This is a genomic window from Lactiplantibacillus dongliensis (assembly GCF_005405105.1).
Taxonomy (GTDB): domain Bacteria; phylum Bacillota; class Bacilli; order Lactobacillales; family Lactobacillaceae; genus Lactiplantibacillus; species Lactiplantibacillus dongliensis.
Map to the genome: position 1 here is coordinate 23,413 of NZ_BJDK01000005.1, position 21,332 is coordinate 44,744.

The 21,332-nt window shown below is 46.5% G+C and carries 19 protein-coding genes; 17 read left to right on the forward strand and 2 right to left on the reverse strand.

The genetic code is table 11. From position 1 onward, the window contains the following. The first annotated feature begins 261 nt into the window (after positions 1 to 261). The 14 genes from pplA to aroB all read left to right on the forward strand — a co-directional run bounded on the left by pplA (position 262) and on the right by aroB (position 15,131). Entirely contained in the window at positions 262 to 1,185 is a 924-nt protein-coding gene (gene pplA, locus FFM80_RS02405) for an extracellular electron transfer flavoprotein PplA (protein ID WP_137639339.1), read from the forward strand. A gap of 159 nt (positions 1,186 to 1,344) precedes the next feature. After that, positions 1,345 to 2,454 carry an FAD:protein FMN transferase gene (locus FFM80_RS02410; RefSeq protein WP_137639340.1) on the forward strand — a complete coding sequence of 370 codons (1,110 nt, stop codon included), beginning with the start codon at positions 1,345 to 1,347 and terminating at the stop codon, positions 2,452 to 2,454. A 51-nt stretch (positions 2,455 to 2,505) separates the two neighbouring features. Then, positions 2,506 to 3,348: an energy-coupling factor ABC transporter ATP-binding protein gene (locus tag FFM80_RS02415; RefSeq protein ID WP_171001019.1), complete on the forward strand. Its 843-nt coding sequence runs from the start codon at positions 2,506 to 2,508 to the stop codon at positions 3,346 to 3,348. Continuing rightward, positions 3,324 to 4,208 carry an energy-coupling factor ABC transporter ATP-binding protein gene (locus tag FFM80_RS02420; RefSeq protein WP_137639342.1) on the forward strand — a complete coding sequence of 295 codons (885 nt, stop codon included), beginning with the start codon at positions 3,324 to 3,326 and terminating at the stop codon, positions 4,206 to 4,208. Before FFM80_RS02415 ends, FFM80_RS02420 begins: the two co-directional genes overlap by 25 nt. Continuing rightward, positions 4,198 to 4,998 carry an energy-coupling factor transporter transmembrane component T family protein gene (locus FFM80_RS02425; RefSeq protein WP_137639343.1) on the forward strand — a complete coding sequence of 267 codons (801 nt, stop codon included), beginning with the start codon at positions 4,198 to 4,200 and terminating at the stop codon, positions 4,996 to 4,998. The genes FFM80_RS02420 and FFM80_RS02425 overlap by 11 nt, the downstream gene beginning before the upstream one ends. A gap of 50 nt (positions 4,999 to 5,048) precedes the next feature. Next, entirely contained in the window at positions 5,049 to 5,837 is a 789-nt protein-coding gene (gene truA / locus FFM80_RS02430) for a tRNA pseudouridine(38-40) synthase TruA (protein ID WP_137639344.1), read from the forward strand. Positions 5,838 to 5,943: 106 nt separating this feature from the next. Further along, entirely contained in the window at positions 5,944 to 6,387 is a 444-nt protein-coding gene (gene rplM, locus FFM80_RS02435) for a 50S ribosomal protein L13 (RefSeq protein ID WP_137635506.1), read from the forward strand. Between the two features lie 13 nt (positions 6,388 to 6,400). Next, a complete protein-coding gene (gene rpsI, locus FFM80_RS02440) occupies positions 6,401 to 6,793 on the forward strand; it encodes a 30S ribosomal protein S9 (protein ID WP_137635505.1) in 393 nt (130 codons plus the stop codon). A gap of 564 nt (positions 6,794 to 7,357) precedes the next feature. Then, a complete protein-coding gene (locus FFM80_RS02445; protein ID WP_137639345.1) occupies positions 7,358 to 8,578 on the forward strand; it encodes a hypothetical protein in 1,221 nt (406 codons plus the stop codon). 12 nt (positions 8,579 to 8,590) lie between these two features. After that, complete coding sequence (locus tag FFM80_RS02450) at positions 8,591 to 9,754, forward strand: amidohydrolase (RefSeq protein WP_137639346.1); 1,164 nt, start codon at positions 8,591 to 8,593, stop codon at positions 9,752 to 9,754. Positions 9,755 to 10,157: 403 nt separating this feature from the next. Then, positions 10,158 to 12,167: a transketolase gene (gene tkt, locus FFM80_RS02455; RefSeq protein ID WP_137639347.1), complete on the forward strand. Its 2,010-nt coding sequence runs from the start codon at positions 10,158 to 10,160 to the stop codon at positions 12,165 to 12,167. A gap of 18 nt (positions 12,168 to 12,185) precedes the next feature. Continuing rightward, the gene (gene aroE, locus FFM80_RS02460; RefSeq protein WP_137639348.1) at positions 12,186 to 13,043 is read left to right on the forward strand and encodes a shikimate dehydrogenase; all 858 of its coding nucleotides are present in this window, start codon (positions 12,186 to 12,188) and stop codon (positions 13,041 to 13,043) included. Between the two features lie 21 nt (positions 13,044 to 13,064). Beyond that, complete coding sequence (aroF, locus tag FFM80_RS02465) at positions 13,065 to 14,060, forward strand: 3-deoxy-7-phosphoheptulonate synthase (protein WP_137639349.1); 996 nt, start codon at positions 13,065 to 13,067, stop codon at positions 14,058 to 14,060. Positions 14,061 to 14,069: 9 nt separating this feature from the next. Next, positions 14,070 to 15,131: a 3-dehydroquinate synthase gene (gene aroB / locus FFM80_RS02470; RefSeq protein WP_137639350.1), complete on the forward strand. Its 1,062-nt coding sequence runs from the start codon at positions 14,070 to 14,072 to the stop codon at positions 15,129 to 15,131. Positions 15,132 to 15,209: 78 nt separating this feature from the next. Here the strand turns inward: aroB and FFM80_RS02475 are convergent, their stop codons facing one another. Further along, the gene (locus tag FFM80_RS02475; protein WP_137639351.1) at positions 15,210 to 15,662 is read right to left on the reverse strand and encodes a hypothetical protein; all 453 of its coding nucleotides are present in this window, start codon (positions 15,660 to 15,662) and stop codon (positions 15,210 to 15,212) included. Between the two features lie 275 nt (positions 15,663 to 15,937). Further along, entirely contained in the window at positions 15,938 to 16,249 is a 312-nt protein-coding gene (locus tag FFM80_RS02480; protein WP_137639352.1) for a hypothetical protein, read from the reverse strand. Between the two features lie 291 nt (positions 16,250 to 16,540). Between FFM80_RS02480 and FFM80_RS02485 the strand changes: the two genes are divergently transcribed. From FFM80_RS02485 to FFM80_RS02495, 3 genes are all read left to right on the forward strand, one after another. Continuing rightward, positions 16,541 to 17,926 carry a class II fumarate hydratase gene (locus tag FFM80_RS02485; protein ID WP_137639353.1) on the forward strand — a complete coding sequence of 462 codons (1,386 nt, stop codon included), beginning with the start codon at positions 16,541 to 16,543 and terminating at the stop codon, positions 17,924 to 17,926. Positions 17,927 to 18,425: 499 nt separating this feature from the next. After that, positions 18,426 to 19,820, forward strand: a complete 1,395-nt coding sequence (locus tag FFM80_RS02490) for a flavocytochrome c (protein WP_137639354.1) — start codon at positions 18,426 to 18,428, stop codon at positions 19,818 to 19,820. A gap of 27 nt (positions 19,821 to 19,847) precedes the next feature. After that, positions 19,848 to 21,266, forward strand: coding sequence for an anion permease (locus FFM80_RS02495; protein WP_137639355.1), 1,419 nt, complete (start codon positions 19,848 to 19,850; stop codon positions 21,264 to 21,266). Positions 21,267 to 21,332 lie beyond the last annotated feature (66 nt).

The following is a 21,332-nucleotide window of genomic DNA, read 5'->3' on the forward strand; positions in this document are numbered from 1 at the left end:
ATGTAAAAAAATAATAATTCCACTAACAATTATATAAGTAATGGAAGCGTTTGTCTATGAATTATTGATTAGAATGCATAATAAATCACATTATATTGAAGTGGTGTCCGGCCGGTTAGGCTTTCGATAAATAAAGCGTCACCAATGTGGGCGGTGTATACTGTGAATACGATTATTTTTATAAAATAGGATTGACTATCTTGGGAATAAACGTTAAGATTAATGTGAATTTTCATACAAAAAGGTTAGGAGTGGGATATCATGAAGTTTAAGTCAGTTATTACAGGTGCATCAGTTGTTGCCATTTCCGCATTAGCATTAGCAGGTTGTGGGAGCAGCTCATCAAGTTCTAGTTCATCATCATCCTCAAAGAAGAGTTCATCATCTTCAGCGAAGACAACTAAGGTAGCTAAATCTACTGCTGGTGCCAAAATGAAAGCGGGTACTTATAAACTCGCCGAAGAAAACTACTCACATGGTTACAAGACTGAATTCAGTATTACCGTTAATAGTAAGGGTAAGATCACGAAGTCAGATTACAACCAAGTTAACAAGAAGGGCAAGTCAAAAGTTGACGACACTGCTTACAATAAGCAGATGAAGAAAGTTTCTGGCACGAACCCTAAGACTTACCAACCTAAGTTGAACAAGTCCTTAGAAGGTGCAGCTGCTACTGGTAACGTCGCAACCATTGATGTTGTTTCCGGTGCCACTGAATCATCAAAGACTTTCCAAAACTACGCACAACAATTGATCCAAGCCGCTCAAAAGGGTGACACTGCCACAATCAAGATCAATAATGGCGCTAAGATGAAAGACGGGACTTACAAGTTAGCTGAAAAGAACTACTTTAACGGCTATCGGGTAACCTTCGCTATCACCGTTAAGAATAACAAGATTACAAAATCTGATTACAACCAAGTTGATAAGAACGGCAAGTCAAAAGTTAACGATGCCGCTTACAACAAGAAGATGAAGAAGATTTCTAAGATGGATCCAAAGACTTACCAACCTAAGTTAAACAAAGAATTAGAAAAATCAAGTGATCCAGCCAATGTTGATGTTGTCACTGGTGCAACTCACTCATCAGATACCTTCGTTTTGTATGCTTCACAATTACAAAATGCGGCTCAAAAGGGTGACACTAAGACTATCTCAATCGATAACATGACCTTTGCTGATTAATTAGGATTCACTTTTAAAATGGAGGCTTGAGACATATTGTCTCAAGCCTTTATTTTTTGTTCCCAAGTCACGACGGCTAATGGGCCGTAAAATTGGCATACAGATGTTGTAAACTTTGGTATAATTACGATTGAAATTAGTTAAGGGGAAGTTACAGATATGAAACTGAGAAAATGGATTTATCTAGGATTAGTCGCGACTTTAGTGATCCCACTGACGGCGTGTGGGCCAACCACCAAAAAAGATAAGGCGGCTAGTTATCCGAAACCCACTAAGGTCGTTCAAACACCTAGTGAGAATACGGAATTTATGATGGGAACCGTTGTGACATTGCGCGTCTATAATAAAGGCAAACAAGGGGTCTTAAATAATGCTTTTAAGGTGTTAAAGCAAGAGGCTAAAGAAGTTACAACAAATCAAAAGGGCTCTGAGATTGATAAGATTAATGCAGCGGCGGGCAAGCATCCGGTAACCATTAGCAAGGATATTTATCCGATGGTCAAGGCGGCCTACTATTACAGTAAGAATTCTAACGAATCATTTGATATGGCGATTGGACCGATTACCCAACTTTGGCGAATTGGCTTCCCAGATGCCCATATTCCAAGTCAAGCTGCCATTACCAAGAACGTTAAATTAGTTGATTATACTAAAGTTAAGCTAAATGATAAAAAACATTCGGTTTATCTTGAGAAAAAGGGTATGAAGTTAGATCTTGGCGGCATTGCCAAAGGTTTTATGGCCGATCAAGTTAAAACTTATTTCCGGCAACACGGTGTTTCAACAGCGATTATTGATTTAGGTGGTAACATCTATGTCATGGGCGACAGTCCCAAGGGCACCAAGTCTGGCAATTGGACTGTTGGTATCCAGGATCCTAAGGCGACCCGTGGGACCTCAATTGGCTCGATTCCTACAAAGAATATGTCGATTGTCACCTCTGGTATCTATGAACGTTACCTCAAGAAAAATGGAAAGATCTATAGTCATTTAATGGATCCTAAGACGGGGGCCCCATTCCAAAACAACTTGATGGGTGTGTCAATTATTTCAAAGAAGTCCATCGACGGGGATGGCCTTTCAACGGCGACCTTTGATAAAGGGCTCAAAGACGGCATGGCTTATATTAATGCCAAGGCAGACAAGGGCATTGGCGCCATCTTCATTACGAAGGATAAAAAGGTTTATGTCTCGAATAATTTGAAGAAAAAGTTTACACTGTTTGGTGATAATGGGTACAAGTACGGACCGGCTAGTGATTTGAAATAGCGGCGTATGGTATGATAATAACCATCAGTAATTAAGAAATGAGGGACCATGGTGAGTCAGATAATTGACGTTGAACATTTAAATTATCGCTATCCGCAACAAGCCGCGGATCAGCTAACGTTAACAGACATTTCATTTACGGTCGCGGCCGGTGAATGGGTGGCGATTGTTGGCCATAATGGTTCCGGTAAATCGACCTTAGCTAAAAATTTAAACGGCTTATTAGCGCCCGTTTCTGGGAAAATCACGATTGATGGTCAAGTGCTTTCCGAACAAACGGTTTGGGATATTCGTCGCAAGATTGGGATGGTCTTTCAAAATCCCGATAATCAATTTGTGGGCGCAACGGTCGAAGATGATGTGGCGTTTAGTTTGGAAAATCAAGGAATTCCTCGTGATGAGATGCTGTCACGGGTAGCCGAAGCGTTGGCCCAAGTTGATATGCAAGACTTTGCCACCCGTGAACCAGCGCGGCTGTCAGGTGGACAGAAGCAACGAGTGGCTCTCGCTGGGATGATTGCGGCGCGACCACAGATTTTGATCTTAGATGAAGCGACATCGATGCTGGATCCAGAAGGGCGCGCCGAAGTCTTACAAACGATTCAACAAATGAAGGCTGATTCAGATCTAACGGTCTTATCGATTACGCATGATATTGATGAAGCCGCGAATGCCAATCGGGTGTTAGTGGTGAATGATGGTCATTTGGTTGAAGAAGGGACGCCCGCGGAGATCTTCCAACACGGTCCGGCTTTGATTAAGATGGGCTTAGATATGCCCTATCCAGAACGATTAAAAGCGGCTTTAGCGCGGCTAGGGGTTCAAGTCCCCGCAACGTACTTAACAGAGAAAGGGATGGCAGACTGGTTATGGCAATTACGTTCAAACAAGTAGAATTTACTTACCAACCGGGTACCCCCTTTGAGACTAAGGCGTTAACTGATATTAATGTAACGATTCCCGACGGCTCTTATACGGCGCTCATTGGCCATACGGGGAGTGGCAAGTCGACGTTGTTGCAGCATTTAGATGCGTTACTCAAACCGACTAGTGGGACGGTCACGATTGGTGATCGGGTGATTACCCCAACGACGAGTAACAAAGATTTAAAGCGTTTACGGCAACATGTCGGGATTGTTTTCCAGTTTCCCGAAAGTCAATTGTTCGAGGAAACGGTTGCGAAAGACATTGCGTTTGGTCCCCAAAACTTTGGTGCTAGTGAGGCTGATGCGTTGAAACTAGCGGCTAAAATGTTGACCTTGGTCGGCTTAGACGCGGACTTACTGCAACGGTCGCCGTTCGACTTGTCCGGTGGGCAGATGCGGCGGGTCGCGATTGCGGGCGTACTAGCGATGCAGCCGAAAGTATTAGTACTCGATGAACCCACGGCCGGACTAGATCCGCAAGGCCGGCTAGAAATGATGGACATGTTTGCACGGTTACGGCATGAACAACAGCTAACCATCGTGTTAGTGACCCATCAGATGGATGATGTGGCGAACTATGCCAATAACGTCATTGTGATGGATCATGGGCGAGTCGTGAAGACCGGAACACCGCAAGCAATCTTTAAAGACCCGCAGTGGCTGGCTGAGCATCATCTAGGCTTGCCTAAAACGACGGCCTTTGCACAGCAATTAATAGCGCGCGGGATGACTTTTGATGAGATGCCGCTAACGGAAGATCAATTGGCCGCTGCACTGGTTAAACAGTTACCGACTAGTGTGCTGGGAGGTGGCGACCATGATGAGTAAGATGATTTTTGGCCGTTATATTCCCGGGAACTCGTTGATTCATCACATGGATCCACGGGCCAAACTCTTGTTGAGTTTTTACTTTATCGGGATTATCTTTATTGCTAATAATTGGCCAACTTATGTGCTCTTATTTGCCTTTACATTACTGGCAATTAAACTTTCTGGTGTGAAATGGTCATTCTTCATCAATGGGGTAAAACCGTTGATTTGGCTGATTTTATTTACCGTGGTCTTACAGATCTTATTCAGTGCGAGTGGCGGCCAGGTCTACTTTCAATGGGGGATTATTACCATTAGTCAGTTTGGACTGGTCAACGGGGTCTATATTTTCTGTCGGTTTGTGTTGATTATCTTTATGTCAACACTATTGACGTTAACAACTCCGCCGTTGGAACTGTCCGATGCGATTGAATATCTCTTGATGCCATTAAAAGTAGTGCACTTTCCAGTCTACGAAGTGGCGTTGATGTTATCGATTGCGCTACGCTTTGTACCGACGTTGATGGATGAAACGGAAAAGATTATGAATGCGCAACGGGCGCGCGGGGTCGACTTTGGGGAGGGCAATATCTTCCAACAAATGCGGGCGATTGTGCCATTGCTCATTCCATTATTCGTCAGTTCGTTTAATCGCGCCGAAGACTTGGCAACAGCGATGGAAGCGCGCGGGTATCAAGGTGGGGAAGGCCGGAGTAAATATCGGATTTTAAAATGGCATGGTCGTGATACTTGGGCGACAGTGACTTTTGCAGTGTTAACCGTTGCATTAGTCTACCTACGTGCTTAGACATTTAAAAGGTGGGGCCAAGTTGCCCGCCTTTTTTGATGGAGGATTTTGTGACAACGAGATATAAAATAATACTAGCGTATGATGGCACTAACTTTGCCGGTTTTCAGCGGCAGCCTGGACAACGGACAGTGGAGCAAGTACTGACTAAAGCCGTCAATAAAATGGCTAAAGATCCGGCTGAGCCTATTGTCATCTATGGTGCTGGTCGAACCGATGCGGGGGTCCATGCTTTTGGACAAGTCGTGCATTTTGACCTCCCTTATGAGATTAGTCCAGAAGGTGTCCGCCGTGGCTTGAGCAGCATGTTACCGATGGATATGTTGGTTAAACAGGTTGAAATTGTCCCGGCTGACTTTCATGCGCGGTACAATACGGTCGGCAAGCGTTATTGGTACCGCGCGTACCAAGATGAGTTTGTCGATCCGTTTAAGCGGAATTTTACCGGTCATTTTAAGTTTCAAGCTGATATTGACCGCATTCAACAAGCCATCCCAGCGCTGGTCGGTAAGCATGATTTTTCAACGTTTGTCGCATCGGGTTCGCAAGCCCACGATCATGTGCGGGAAATTTATGCGGCTAAAGCTTGGGCGCTGCCAGCTGAACAAGAAATTCAGTTTGAATTCTGTGGTAGTGGCTTCCTGTATAACCAAGTTCGGATTATGGTGGCCGTCTTAATGGAAATTGGCCAAGGTCGGCGCGAAGTGGACTGTATTCCGCAACTGTTAGCGGCTAAGAATCGGGCCGCCGCGCGAGGAACTGCGCCGGCTTCCGGTTTGTATATGAAAAAGGTTTATTATGATCCACAAGATTTACAAACCGATCTAATTAATGATTGACTTCTAGTGGTAAATTCGGTAAACTAATCGTTGGTATTGTTTGCCCCACGATAAGCCCCGGAATCTTATTGAGTGTCAAGCAAAACAGAAAATGGAGGAACACAACGTGCGTACAACATATATGGCTAAACCAGGTGAAATTGATCGTAAATGGTATGTAGTTGATGCTACGGATGTCCCATTGGGTCGTCTTTCAACAGTCGTTGCATCAATTTTACGTGGAAAGAACAAACCAACATTCACACCAAACGTGGATACTGGTGACAACGTAATCGTTATCAATGCAAGTAAGATTGCTTTAACAGGTAAGAAAGCAGAACGTAAGATTTATTATCATCATACTGCTTATGCTGGTGGTTTAAAGGAACGGACTGCCGGTGACTTCCGTGAAAAGGAACCCGAAAAATTGATTGAAACTTCAGTTAAGGGTATGCTTCCTCACAACTCTTTAGGTCATAAGATGGGCTTGAAGTTGCATGTTTATGCTGGTGCAGAACATACGCAACAAGCGCAACAACCTGAAGTTTTGGATATCACGAACTTAATCTAAGGAGGAAACTACATTGGCTCAAGTACAATATCGCGGCACAGGCCGTCGTAAAGATTCAGTAGCCCGCGTACGTTTAGTACCAGGTTCTGGCAAAATTGTTATGAATGACAAATCAGTTGAAGACTATATTCCATTTGCGGACATCCGTAAGGAATTGTTACAACCATTCGAAGTAACTGAAACAACTGATCAATATGACGTTTTAGTTAACGTCAATGGTGGTGGGTTCCACGGCCAAGCCGGCGCAACTCGTCATGGTATCGCTCGGGCATTGCTTGAAGTTGATCCAGATTTCCGCGGTCCTTTGAAGCGCGCTGGTCTTTTGACTCGTGACGCTCGTATGAAGGAACGTAAGAAGCCAGGTTTGAAGAAAGCCCGTAAAGCTTCACAATTCTCAAAGCGTTAAGATTTATTTTTTCGAAATACGTTGTTATACCAACATTTTCGTACACGGAACACCTGTCATCTGGCAGGTGTTTTTTTGCGTCTATTTTTATTAGTCGCTGGGGTCTGGGTATTACCGCTTCAGTCAGTCTGGACTGATGCTGAAACGATCGGCAGGGAAGATGATCAATCATAGCGCATAACTTGCTAACGCTGTGTTGGTTAGCCTTACGCCAGGCGATGGCAATTCGGTTCTTTGGCTTCCAAACGCGGCCACCACGTTCCAGCCAATGCTGGGCCAACCAGAGTAGCAATTTAAACCAACTGGTACTAAGCGTGTTGTTCGAATTTAAATATAAACGATTCATTGTGGTTATCGAAACTTTCGTTAGTTAAATTCCCGCTTCAGAAACCAAAGCAAATAGTCCCAAACAACACGACAATTTGAAAAAAACACCGCTTTCAACTTTTTTATTAAAGCTAATCAGCCAGTGGGGTCGTTTTCCAAAAGAGAATCTGCTAAGCTTTTGATTAAAATATAATTAGAAAATTAATTATAAATTTATCAGTTTAGGAAGTGGCCAGTATGCAAGCAATGATTGCACTAGCAGTTGTGATGGGATTCATGATGCTAGGGGAATGGGTTTCGACCCGTAGTAAAGCGTATGTGCCGTCAGTGTTTGTTACGGCGGTGTTGTTTTTAATTGGTTTTTGGACGATTGTGCCGAAAAATGTGGTGCCGAGTGCCTCATTCGGGAAGGCCTTCGTTGCCATTACTCAGGCGGTTTTATTGATTCATATGGGGACTTTGATGGATTTAAAGCTCTTATTAAAGCAATGGCGGGCCGTTTTAATTGCCTTAGCGGGGGTCGTTGGGACTGTCATCTTTGCCATGGGGATTGGCCTAGTCTTCTTTAACTGGAAGACCGTTATTGCCAGTGTGCCACCGTTAACTGGTGGGTTGGTCGCGGCTTTCTTAATGACAGCGGGTTTAAAAGCTCAACACATTACGGTTTTGGCCGCCTTTCCGGTGGCGATGTTTGTCATGCATAGCATGCTCGGCTATCCATTGACGGCGATTATGTTGAAACGTGAAAGTCGGCGGTTATTGAAGCATTATCATGAACCAGCTACGGCAGCGGTGGCGACATTGCCGACTGAAAAGCCCGATGATACGGCTAGTGCGACGAATGCCACGACGGCGGTGGGCCTCGACAAACCCAAGCGTCTCAAGTTAACGTTACCAGCAGAATATGATACCGCGGCGTTTATGTTATTCAAAGTCGCTATCGTAACCGTTTTGGCTGAATGGGTCGCGGCCCTGATGCATGGGGTTGTCAATGCTTATATTATTTGTTTAGTCTTTGGGGTCATTGCCCATCAAGTTGGCTTTTTGGAAGATGCTGTTTTGGAAAAAGCCGGCGTCTTCCATTGGTTGATGTATGGATTACTGGCTTATATCTTCTCTAATTTGAGTATCGTCAAAATCAATATGTTAGTCGGAATCGTGGTGCCAATCTTGGTTTTGATCTGTTTAGGGCTTTTCGGGATGTTCTTGGCTTCCAGTCTCTTAGCTAAGCCGCTGGGTTTCAGTCGTGAAATGGCGTTTGCCAGTGCGTTAACGGCATTGTTTGGCTTTCCAGCTGATTACATTGTGACGCATGAAGTGGTTGATATCATGGGTCATACCGAACATGAAAAGAAGTACTTACTCGATCATATGTTACCTAAGATGCTGGTCGGGGGATTCGCAACGGTTTCAGTGGCATCAGTTATTATTGCATCGATTTTCTTGAAGATTTTGTAGGGGGTCTTTCAAATGGACGACTTGGCATTAACGGCTTGGATGACAGCCTTGCGTCATCAGATTCACGCACAACCAGAATTAGCACTACATGAGGTCAAGACGACCGCATTGATTAAAAAAGCCTTAACTGATCTAGGCATTCGGCTAGTCGATTATCCTGGTGCAACTGGGGTCGTGGCCGAAATTGGTCATGGCGAACCGAAAGTGGCCTTGCGAGCGGATATTGATGCTTTACCATTACAAGAAAAGTCAGGCTTACCGTTTGCCTCCAAGATCGATGGTCGTATGCATGCTTGTGGGCACGACTTTCATACCGCTGCCTTACTCGGGGGCGCCCGGATTCTAAAGGCGCATGAAGCCGAATTACCTGGCACGGTTCGCTTGATCTTTCAACCGGGTGAAGAAGGGCATGTTGGCGCGAAAGAAATGTTGAGTCATGATGTCTTACACGGTGTACAGGCGATTGCGGGCTTTCATAATATGCCGGAATTACCGGTTGGCACATTGGCAGTTAAAAGCGGTCCCCTCATGGCCAGCAATGATAATTTTGACGTCCAAATCAATGGGACCGGCGCCCATGCAGCGATGCCGGAACGGAGCGCCGACCCCATCGTGACACTTGGGCAGTTGATTACGGCACTCCAAACGATTCGGAGTCGCAACATTGCGCCGGATGCAGCGTTAGTGCTGACAATCGGTGAAATCCGCGCAGGCCATACGTTTAATGTGATTCCTGATACGGCAAGCTTCAAAGGGACGATTCGGACTTTCAATGCGGCTAATCGGCAATTGGCGAAGGACCGTTTTTATGAGATTGTGCAAGCAACGGTCAAGGCATATCAACAAACGGTCGCTATCAAATGGGATCAAGGTCCCAGCTGTGTCAACAATGATGCGACTTTGACCGACTTGATCACGGCGGCGTGCCAGGGGGCCTTTAAGATTGTCCCAGCGCATCCAGCGAATGCCGATGATGACTTCGCGTTATATCAGGAACAGATTCCCGGCTTTTATGGTTTCTTAGGATCGGGTGGGACGGGAACGCTACATCAACCGAATTATTCATGTAGCGATGCTGGCTTGATCTACGGAGCCAGATTCCATTGGCTGGCCGCGCAGACACTGTTAGCGGCCGTGGCCAAAAATAAATTGTTAGCGACTGATCGCGCGTCATAAGCGACTTTTAGCCAAATTGATAGAAAAAGTTTAAAAATCCATTTGACAATTCTATCAAAGGTGCGGTATAGTCTTAGACATCAACAAAAATTAAATTTTAAGGAGATTTTGATTATGCGACGATTAAACAATAACCAACAACTTAATCGATTTTATTATTACTGGTTTCTGCAGTAGTGTCAGCAGTCGATGCGGGCACTACGCCTTGCATCGATAATGACCAGTAAGTTTTCGTATAATTAAAACTCATACGGAGAGTCATATCGGTGGTTTATCTAACAACTGTGTGACTTTCCAAACTTAGTCGTGGCTGGGCTTTATTTGACCAGCACTGCTAGGAATCGGAACGCTCACAGTTTAGGCTGTGGGCGTTTTTTTCGGCTTGAAGAAAGGGAATGTGAATATGAAACGATTTGATGAGATTGATGAACAAGCAGTGACTAACTTACGTGTTTTGAGTGCTGAAATGATTGAACGGGCTAATTCCGGTCACCCGGGATTGCCATTGGGGGCCGCGCCGATGTTATGGACTTTGTGGAGTCACCATTTACGGCTGGATCCGCAAGCGCCAGATTGGTTTGACCGTGACCGCTTCGTTTTATCGGCGGGGCATGGTTCCGCCTTATTGTACAGTTTGTTGCATGTTAGTGGCTTTGAGGTGACCATGGCGGATTTAAAGCAATTTCGTCAATTCGGCAGTCGGACCCCGGGACATCCAGAATATGGTGTCGTGGCTGGTGTCGAGGCAACGACCGGTCCTTTAGGTCAAGGCTTGGGCATGGCAGTTGGTATGGCATTAGCGGAGCGGCATTTAGCTAGTCAATTCAATCACGAAGCTCAGATTGTCGATCACTTTACCTATAGTTTAGTTGGTGACGGTGACTTGATGGAAGGGGTCTCGCATGAAGCGGCGAGCTTTGCTGGACAACAAAAGTTAGGTAAGTTGATTGTGCTTTATGATGATAATCAAGTGTCACTCGATGGTCCCACCAGCCGGTCATTCCATACCGATGTTTGCCAACGTTTTGAAAGTTACGGCTGGGAAACGCAAGTCGTCACTGATGGCAATGATTTGGCAGCCATTGATGCGGCGATTACCCGGGCTAAGCACAGCCAACGACCGTCACTCATTGCTGTTAAAACAGTGATCGGTTTTGGCGCTCCGGGAGCAGGAACCAACGCCGTGCATGGTAATCCGTTAGGAACCGCGGGACTGCAAACGTTACGGCAGAATCTGAATTGGACCGCCGCCCCATTTACGATTACGCCAGCGGTGGCTCAACGGGCACAGCAGGCGATTGAGCAACGTGGTCAACAAGCGCATCATACGTGGAATCAGCGCGTTCAGCAGTTGAACCCAACGACGTTAGCCGAATTAAAGCGGGTCATGCAGCAGGACTTACCGTTAGATTTTGCCCAACAATTACCGGTCTATGATGAAGGCGCCGAGGCGTCACGGCTGACTAGTCACACGATGATTCAAAAGATTGCCGGTAAGTTACCTGAATTAGTTGGCGGTTCGGCGGACTTAGCCAGTTCGAACAAAACGACGATTGAGACGGATGGGTTACTAACCGCCGATCAACCGGGTGAACGAAACTTAGCGTTTGGCGTGCGTGAATTTGCAGAAGGCGCGATCTTAAACGGCTTGACGTTGCACGGCGGTGTCCGGGCATTCGGGAGTACGTTCCTAGTCTTCTCCGACTACATGCGCGGGGCGATTCGGCTCGCGGCCTTACAAAAGCTGCCGGTCACTTACGTTTTTACCCATGATTCGATTGCGGTGGGGGAAGATGGCCCAACGCATCAACCCATCGAACAGCTGATGAGTTTACGGTTGATCCCTAACGTTACGGTGATTCGCCCTAGTGATCCGAATGAAACGGTGGCGGCTTGGTGGCAAGCCATGAATGCCACCGATCATCCGACCGTCTTAGTCTTAACGCGCCAGAACTTAGCCGTCTTGCCACGGACGAATCAATTGGCCATGACGGGAGTGGCCCGCGGCGGTTACGTGTTATCGCCACAAAAAGGACTACAACCAACGGGGATCTTGATTGCCAGTGGGTCGGAGGTCGCGTTGGCGTTAAAGACGCAAGCTAAATTAGCTACCCTCGGTCAAGATGTCAGCGTGGTCTCAATGCCGTCGATGGATTTATTCAGCCAACAGTCGGCACAATACCAAGCTCAAGTCTTACCACCCCAAGTTCGGCGCCGGGTCGCCATTGAAATGGGCGCCACGCTTGGTTGGGAGCGGTTCGTGGGTTTAGATGGCACAATCGTTGGACTGGATCGGTTTGGCGCAAGTGGGCCAGCAGCCGATGTCTTACCGGCACTCGGCTTTACCGTTGACCAGCTCGTTCAAGCTTACCAACAAACGCACGTCGGCCAACAACAATTAAATGTGATTTAAAAAAAGGGAGCGTTCAAGATGATTGATGGAAAAACAGCGTTATTTGGTTTCGTGGCGCATCCGGCTAAGCACAGTCGTTCGCCGAAAATGCATAATTTGAGTTTTGACTACTGGCATATCAACGCCCGTTACTTAGCCTTTGATGTGGCGCCGGATGGGCTAGCTGATGCTGTTGCCGGTATTCGTAGTATGGGAATTGCTGGGGTCAACCTCTCGATGCCATTCAAACAAACGGTCGTACCGATGCTTGATGAGATGACCCCACGGGCGCGCCGGATTAAAGCTGTTAATACGATTAAAAATGTGGATGGCCGGCTGATTGGTGATAGTACGGATGGCGCCGGAGTCTTTCAAGATTTACAAAACCAAGGCGTCAATCTACATGGTCAGCACGTGATGATTCTAGGCGCAGGTGGTGCTGGTAAAGCAATCATCGCGGCGGCTTTGGATTATGACGTGGCGAGTGTGACCGTCTTTAAACGGCAAAACCAAACTTATGCGCAGGTAGCGGCTTGGCTGGCGGCTTTAAATCAAACGACGCCAATCGCGATGCAGATACAACCATACGAAGATGCCGCGGCCATGCTGCGTGTTGCCAAGGCCAGCGACTTAATTATTAATGCGACCAATATCGGGATGACGGCAGCCGGGCTACCAGTCACACCGCAAGTGATGGCGGCGTTAACCCCGTCACAGACGGTGTACGATGTGATCTACCAACCGTTGGAGACGGCCTTTTTAAAGCAAGCCAAAGCGCAGGGCTGCACGGTCCATAATGGGCTGGGCATGCTGATCTGGCAAGGGGCATTAGCCTTTAAATTCTGGACCGGTAAAGATATGCCGATTCAAGCCGTTGCTGAAACAATTCTAAACTAACTTAATAGGAGTGTATTTAATATGATTATTGTCTTAAAACCTGAAACTGCGGCCGCCATGCAGGCCAAACTAGTTGCTCAATTTGGATCCAAAACAGAACTCTTTACGCATCACAATCGGATTGCCATTCAAGGTATTCAGCCAGCAGATCTACCAGCTGATGTGGTCGCAGCCGCTGATGACCTCATTACTGACGTCCCGGCAGCTGTTCAAAGCAGTCGCTTGTTACATCCGGAAAATACCGTGATTAAAACGCCTCATAGTGTGATTGGCGGCGATCAATTCGTCATGATGGCCGGGCCGTGTTCCGTTGAAAGTGCGGACCACGTGATGGCAATGGCCAAGGTTGCCAAGCAACGCGGGGCGACGGTCGTCCGGGGCGGGGCATTCAAGCCGCGGACATCCCCATACTCTTTTCAAGGGCTCGGTGAGGCTGGCTTACAAGCTTTGCGGGCCGCTGCGGATGCCAATGACCTAGATATGATTACGGAAGTCATGGATGATGAACATGTGCCGATGGTTGCCAAATACACGGATATTTTCCAAATTGGTGCCCGTAATATGCAGAACTTCTCCTTATTAAAGGCGGTTGGTCGCACGCAGATTCCCGTGGCCTTAAAGCGGGGGATGTCGGCGACGATTGATGATGTCTTAAATGCTGCTGAATACATTGCGGCGGGTGGCAATCACCAAATTATGTTATTGGAGCGCGGCATTCGGACTTTTGATCATAAATACACTCGGAATACCTTTGACTTGGGCGCTGTGCCGGTTTTGCAAAAGCTGACGCATTACCCAGTTATTGTGGACCCCAGTCATGCAGTCGGCGAGTGGGATCTCGTCACACCAATGGCGATGGCCGGAGTAGCGTCCGGGGCCAGCGGGATGATCGTTGAAATTCACGACCGCCCAACTGAAGCGTTATCAGATGGCCCCCAAGCCTTAAAACCCAAGACTTACTTAAAGATGGCGCAACAAGCATTTCAGTTGCATGACTTAATGACAAGTTGGAACTAGGTGAAGTAAATGACAACCATTGAAGTGAAAACGACGACTGCTAATTACGCCGTCAAAGTTAAAATTGGCAGCTTGATGAATGTGGCTCAAGCCATTAAAACGGTCTGGACACCACGGCGAATTGCGCTGATCACTGATACAACAGTGGGGGCACTATATGCTGACCAAGTGCAAACTCAGTTAATGGCGGGGGGCTTTGCCGTGACGGTATTGACGGTGCCGACCGGAGAAGCTAGTAAAAGTTGGACGCAGACGATGCGATTAGTCGAGGCCTTGAGTCAAGCGCATTTTACGCGCAATGATGGCGTTGTCGGTGATTTAGCTGGCTTTGTTGCGTCGATTTATATGCGTGGTATCAGGCTCATTCAGCTACCCACGTCATTGCTAGCGCAAGTGGATAGTTCAGTTGGTGGTAAGACCGCGCTGGACTTGCCAACAGGAAAGAACTTGGTCGGTAGTTTTTATCAGCCGGATTTAGTCTTGATTGATCCGCAAACCCTAACGACCTTACCCCAACGGATGCTGGTCGAAGGCTATGGGGAAGTGGTGAAATGTGCGGCGCTAGTTGGCGGGGATTTCTGGGAATTGTTGCAATCGATTCAACAACCTGATGATATTTTACTGTTTGCGCCGCAGCTGATTGCCCGTAGTGTTAGCTTTAAAGCCCAGATTGTGCGGGCTGATGAAAAGGAAGGCGGACAACGGCAACTATTGAACTTTGGCCATACAATTGGCCACGCGGTCGAATTGTTAGGACAAGGTAAGTGGATGCATGGTGAGGCGGTGGCAATGGGCTTAGTTGCTGTGTGTCGGGTATTCGAAGCACAAGGGTTAACCCCCGTTGGCACAGCTAACGCCATTGCTGCTCGGTTAGCGGTAGTCGGTCTGCCAACCGAACTACCTGATTTGGCGCTCAGCACCGTGTTAGAGGCGATGCGGCATGATAAGAAGGTGCACGGTGATCAGCTAACCTGGGTCTACTTAACGGCATTGGGTCAACCGCAGTTACAACCGGTGCCATTAACGGACTTAGCAGCGTGGGTGGCACCGGTCTTAAATGCGGCAGCTTGAAAGAACAATAGGTGTCAGTTGGCTTAGCAGTTACTAAAAAACGACCTGATAACGGTTAAAAGTTGTCAGGTCGTTTTTTTAATTGGCTTTGCCGATGATCTGGTAATGTTGGATTAAATCTAATAATTGCTGAAAATCGGTTGGATAAGCCCCCACACCACTACGATGAAGGTAGTTGGTGGTCTGCACGAGCTTGCCATCATAACGTTTCTGGGTCGTGTGCCAATCTGAATTGGAAACGATCACTTCCCATTGGTCATGGTTGGGCTGAGACGTGTCTAACAAGTCATAATGGTCATGCCAAGGTTGAATAATGCCCATGACATTATCGACAAATAACGGTAGCATGGCGCGGTCAATCTCAAAGTGTGTGCGCCAATACTTCAGTGAAAAGAAATTTTTGAAGGCGGGCCAATGAACCTGACTGATAACAAAGCGATTAGGGCCACATTCACAGCGAAGCTGATAATAGCCGTCTCCATTTCGCAACTTAAAGTACAGAGTTGCCACTGCTGCCGGTTGGTTAGACATACTGCTTCTCCTCTATGATAATCCCCCATTGGTGTATACCAGTATTATGACTGATATACACTTATTTTACAAGTGTAAACCACAAAAAACTTGATGTATTAAACTGTGGTGTCAAGTTTCTTCCTAAGTTATACTGGTTTGGTGATTGATTACCACTCCGTTGGGACTAGTATCGGCTGAAACGTGGTGACCCCAATTGAATTAAGACCATAAAAATCAGCTAGCCGTTAAACTAGCTGATCCTTGTCATCACAATTAGTTGGCCATCTCATCAACTAATCTTCTTGTTCAAAACTCATTTCATTCATTGAGAGTTCCAAGTCATCAAGCACATCGTTAGTACTTAAGAATTGTTCCCAAGCGGCCGTACTATCATCGCGGGTGTGGGGGGCAATCTTATCGTGTAACGTATCGATGACCCGATCAAGTAATTTTTCAGCTTGGCGATTGATTTCAGCATCGTTGTAACGGCGTGCAGGTAAACGGTCCATATTCTGTTTGTTTAAAAAGTCAGTCGCTTTGTCCATGAAAATGGCGACAACTTGCGAATTGTCGGCTAAATAAGTCTTTAGTGCTGCATTATCCACAATAAATCCCTCCAATTAGGTACCCTTAACTATAACACAGCTAAGGGTGAAAACGGTTAGTCAGTTTAATTAATGTGAATAAATAAACAGATAAAAAAGTTAAATTTTTTTATATTGATTTTTGAAATCAACCATTTATATGCAATGAAAACGTTGTCAAATCAACCTCATAAGTAAAACTTATCGGTAATAATGAGTTTGACTATAGCTTTCGAGGGCGGTTAGAATCAAGTTGTAAATGAGTTGTTACTAATTTCACATTCGTAATCAAAATCAAATGGAGGTTTCATCATGGAAAATTATCGAGTCGAATCAGATACATTAGGCGAAGTTAAAATTCCGGCAACCGCATTATGGGGTGCCCAGACCGAACGGAGCCGCAATAATTTCCCCACTGGCGCTAAAATGCCTTTGGAATTAATCAAAGCTTTGTTACAAATTAAGAAAGCCGCGGCGGTTGCCAACAAAGAACTTGACGCCATCGCGCCTGAAAAAGCTGACTTGATTGTGCAAGCAATTGATAAATTATTGAGCTTAGACGATGAAGATCTACGCAAAGACTTTCCATTGGTGATCTACCAAACTGGTTCTGGGACGCAAACGAATATGAACGTCAATGAAGTGGTCGCGCATATGGCTGGTAAGCTCAATGCTGACATTGAAATCTTACCCAACGATGATGTTAACCATGGTCAAAGTTCAAACGACATCTTCCCAACCGCTATGAACATTACCGCGGCGGTGGCTGTTGATAAGTTGGAAGATTCCGCGGCCCACTTATTAGCCGAATTAAAAGAAAAGCAAAAGAAGTACTGGCATGTAGTTAAGATTGGCCGGACCCACTTGCAAGATGCCACCCCAATGACGTTTGGTCAAGAAGTTAGCGGCTGGGCCAGCATGGTTGAACATGATTTGACCTTCTTGAAGCAATTGAACCCAACTTTGAGTGAACTAGCCATGGGTGGAACGGCTGTCGGAACCGGCTTGAACGCCGCACCACATTTCGCTGAAATCATCGCTAAAAAGATGACTGAACTTTATGGGGTTGAATTTACGGCTGATTCAAACAAGTTCTACGGCTTAGCTGCTCATTCTGGGTTAAACGTGGTTCATGGGGCTATCAAGACGTTGGCAAGTGATCTCATGAAGATTGCTAACGATGTCCGTTTCTTAGGTAGCGGCCCTCGTGCTGGTTATGGCGAATTAAACATTCCAGCTAACGAACCCGGTTCATCAATCATGCCTGGTAAAGTTAACCCAACTCAAGCCGAAGCGGTAACTATGGCTGCTGTTCGGGTTATGGGGAACGATGTCGTTGTCGGCATGGCTTCTAGCCAAGGTAACTTTGAAATGAACGTTTACAAGCCCGTTTTAATCAGTGCCTTTTTGGAATCTGCTGAATTATTAGCTGGGACCATGACTGGCTTCGCTGACAAGATGATCCATGGTTTGTCAGTTAATGCTGATCGGATGGCAGAATTAGTTGACCGTTCATTGATGACTGTAACTGCTTTATCACCACACATCGGTTACCACGAAAGTGCAACGATTGCGCAACAAGCTGAAAAAGACGGCACAACCTTGAAAGTCGCTGCCATCAAGTCCGGCTTAGTCACTGAAGCGCAATACGACGAATGGATGGTGCCAATCGATATGACCAATATCGACCAACACTAGGCGATGATCTGATTAACCGTCTCCGTTGACCAGGACGTTCACGGTGGGGCAGACCTGCAGCCAAAATGCGGTCTGCAGGGCGCTTTTAAGCCGAAAACCACGGCTTAAAAGTCGGCCCAGTCACTAAGACCGGAAAATCACCGGTCTAACTGACTCGACACGGTGAACATCCTGGTCACTGCGACTAAGTAAGCATGTGACACCTTAAACTAGTCCATTGTAATTAGCGCAGGGCGGGCTGGATGACGCTCAGTGGTGACATTTGACTTAGCCGAGTGATTTGGCTCGGGTTAGTCAAAGCCCGGCTTGCAAGACCGCACTTTGGCTTGCAAACGTGGCCACCACGTTCCAGCGTCGATCCAGACCAACCGGAGCGGCAAGTGATAGCAAACACTGAATTAATTTAAATAGAATCCATGCCTGCGTTTGATGCGACTTTGACATTGAAAGCAGGCATGTTTTGGAAATTGTGTGTTTTAAATAAGAGAGGTAATTAAAGATGGCAGAAAAATTTCATTTTGTACCTAATGATTTAGCAACCTTAGCCGACCAATACGATGTTGTCGTTATTGGGTCCGGTGCCGCTGGGATGACCAGTGCCGTTCAAGCCCATGAACTTGGCTTGAAACCCGTTATTTTAGAAAAAATGCCGAAAATCGGTGGGAACACGAACCGGGCCTCTTCAGGAATGAATGCCGCCGAAACCGAAGTACAATTAAACCATCATATCGTGGATAGCTATGAAGACTTTTATGCCGATACGTATAAAGGTGGCGGCGAAAAGAATAACACTGAGTTATTAAAATACTTCACTGAACATAGTGCGTTAGCCATTGATTGGTTAGCCGACCATGGCATTATCTTGGACGACTTAACCATTACTGGGGGAATGAGCACGATGCGGACCCATCGGCCAAGTTCGATGGCGCCCATCGGTGGCTTCTTAGTTACCGAATTATTGAAACAAGTTGCTCAAGAAAAGATTCCATTATATACCGACGTCAAAGTGACTGACTTAATCCAAGCAGCGGACGACACGGTTACCGGGGTTAAGGTGACCACCGCGACTGGTGAAAAGACGATCAAAGCTGGTGCCGTGGTCTTGGCAACTGGTGGTTTTGGGGCTAACCAAGCCTTGTTGACGAAATACCGTCAAGATTTGAAAGGCTACAACACCACGAACCAACCGGGTGCGACTGGCGACGGGATTGAATTAGCTCAAACGATTGGGGCTAACTTAGTCGATATGGATCAAGTTCAAGTCCATCCAACGGTTCAACAAGATACGGATCATGCTTACTTAATTGGTGAAGCGGTTCGGGGCGAAGGGGCCATCTTAGTTAATAAAAACGGGGCCCGCTTTGTAAACGAATTGGATACGCGGAAGAACGTGACCGCAGCGATTGATGCGCTCGGTGGTACCGGGGCTTACTTAATCTTTGACCAAGGTATCCGTGATCGGGTCAAGGCCGTGGAATTCTATGACCATATTGGTTTAGTTAAGACAGCCGACACTATCGCTGAATTAGCCCAAACAACTGGTTTGGATGCTGATACCTTAACTGCTGCAGTTACCAAGTGGAATACCGCCGTGGATGGTCATCAAGATACTGACTTTAAGCGGACAACTGGGATGGATCGGGCAATTGTGAAAGCGCCATTCTTCTCAATCCACATCGCGCCTGCTGTGCATTACACGATGGGCGGGGTTTCAATCAATCATTTGACCCAAGTCTTGACGCCAGCTAAGCAAGTCATTAACGGGTTGTTCGCAGCTGGGGAAGTTGTCGGCGGCTTACACGGAAATAACCGGATTGGCGGCAACTCCATTGCTGAAACGGTGATCTTCGGCCGGCAAGCTGGTCAACAAGTCTTTAAATATTTGCAAAAGTAAACTCGTAAAAAAGAAGGAAGCGGCGCCATGTCTCTGGAAAAAGTAAAATACAAAAAGTTTATCGCCCCAATCGTGGTCGGGCTAATTCTCTGGTTTATGGGTCCGATGCGGCCCGTTGGGTTATCGCTGGGCGCTTGGCATATGTTTGCCATTTTCGTTGCCACGATTATTGGCTGTATCACGCAGCCGTTACCCATTGGTGGGGTGGCCATTTTAGGCTTCACCGTGGCTGTTTTAACGAAGCAAGTCCCATTGGATACGGCGATTGCCGGCTTTGGGAACGGGAGTATTTGGCTGATTGTCATGGCCTTCTTCATCTCGCGCGGCTTTATCAAAACGGGTCTTGGCCGGCGTGTGGCCTTACAATTCGTGCGGCTGTTCGGGAAACGCACGTTGGGTTTAGCCTATTCCCTAATTGGGGTTGATCTGGTCTTAGCACCAGCGACGCCAAGTAACACGGCGCGAGCCGGTGGGATTATGTATCCGATTATTAATTCATTATCGGAAGCGTTCGGCTCTTCACCCAAAAAGGGAACGCAACGTAAGATTGGGTCATTCTTAATGTATTCTGAATTCCAGGGGGACGTTATTACGTCAGCCATGTTCTTAACCGCCATGGCTGGGAACCCCTTAGCACAATCATTAGCGAAGACGATGGGGGTTCACATTACGTGGATGAACTGGTTCTTAGGCGGATTAGTGCCCGGGATTATTTCGTTGATTGTCGTGCCATTCTTGATCTACAAGATGTTCCCGCCAGAAGTTAAAGAAACACCGAATGCCAAGCAATGGTCGGAATCACAGTTGAGTGAAATGGGTAAAATCAGTGTACCAGAAAAGTTCATGGGCGGTATCTTTGTGATTGCGCTGGTATTATGGGTCACTGGTAGTATGACTGGGATCGATGCGACCTTAACTGCGTTTATCGCCTTATCATTGCTCTTGCTTTGTGGGGTCTTATCGTGGCAAGATGTTACTAAGGAAACCGGTGCGTGGAATACGTTAACTTGGTTCTCAGTACTGGTCATGATGGCAACGCAATTGAACGAATCTGGGTTTATCCCGTGGTTGAGTAAAGCAATTGCTGGTGCTATGAGCGGTTTGAACTGGGTGATCGCGTTAGTCGTGATTATTTTGGCATACTTCTACAGTCACTACTTATTCGCCAGTGCAACCGCACATGTCAGTGCGATGTACAGTGCCTTTCTAGGGGTTGCTATTTCGGCGCACGTTCCGGGGTTACTCGCAGCTTTGATGCTTGGTTTCTTTGGTAACTTGTTTGCTTCCACCACTCATTACAGTAATGGTCCAGCGCCAATCTTATTTGGCTCGGGCTATGTCACGCAGAATGAATGGTGGCGGATGAATGCCATCTTAGGGATTGTGTACTTTATCATTTGGATTGGTGCCGGGTCACTATGGATGAAACTAATCGGTCTATGGTAAGTTGTGCGTAACATCATTAAATGAAAATTGTTTGGTCAAAGAGCATATCTTGACCGATTGAAAGTC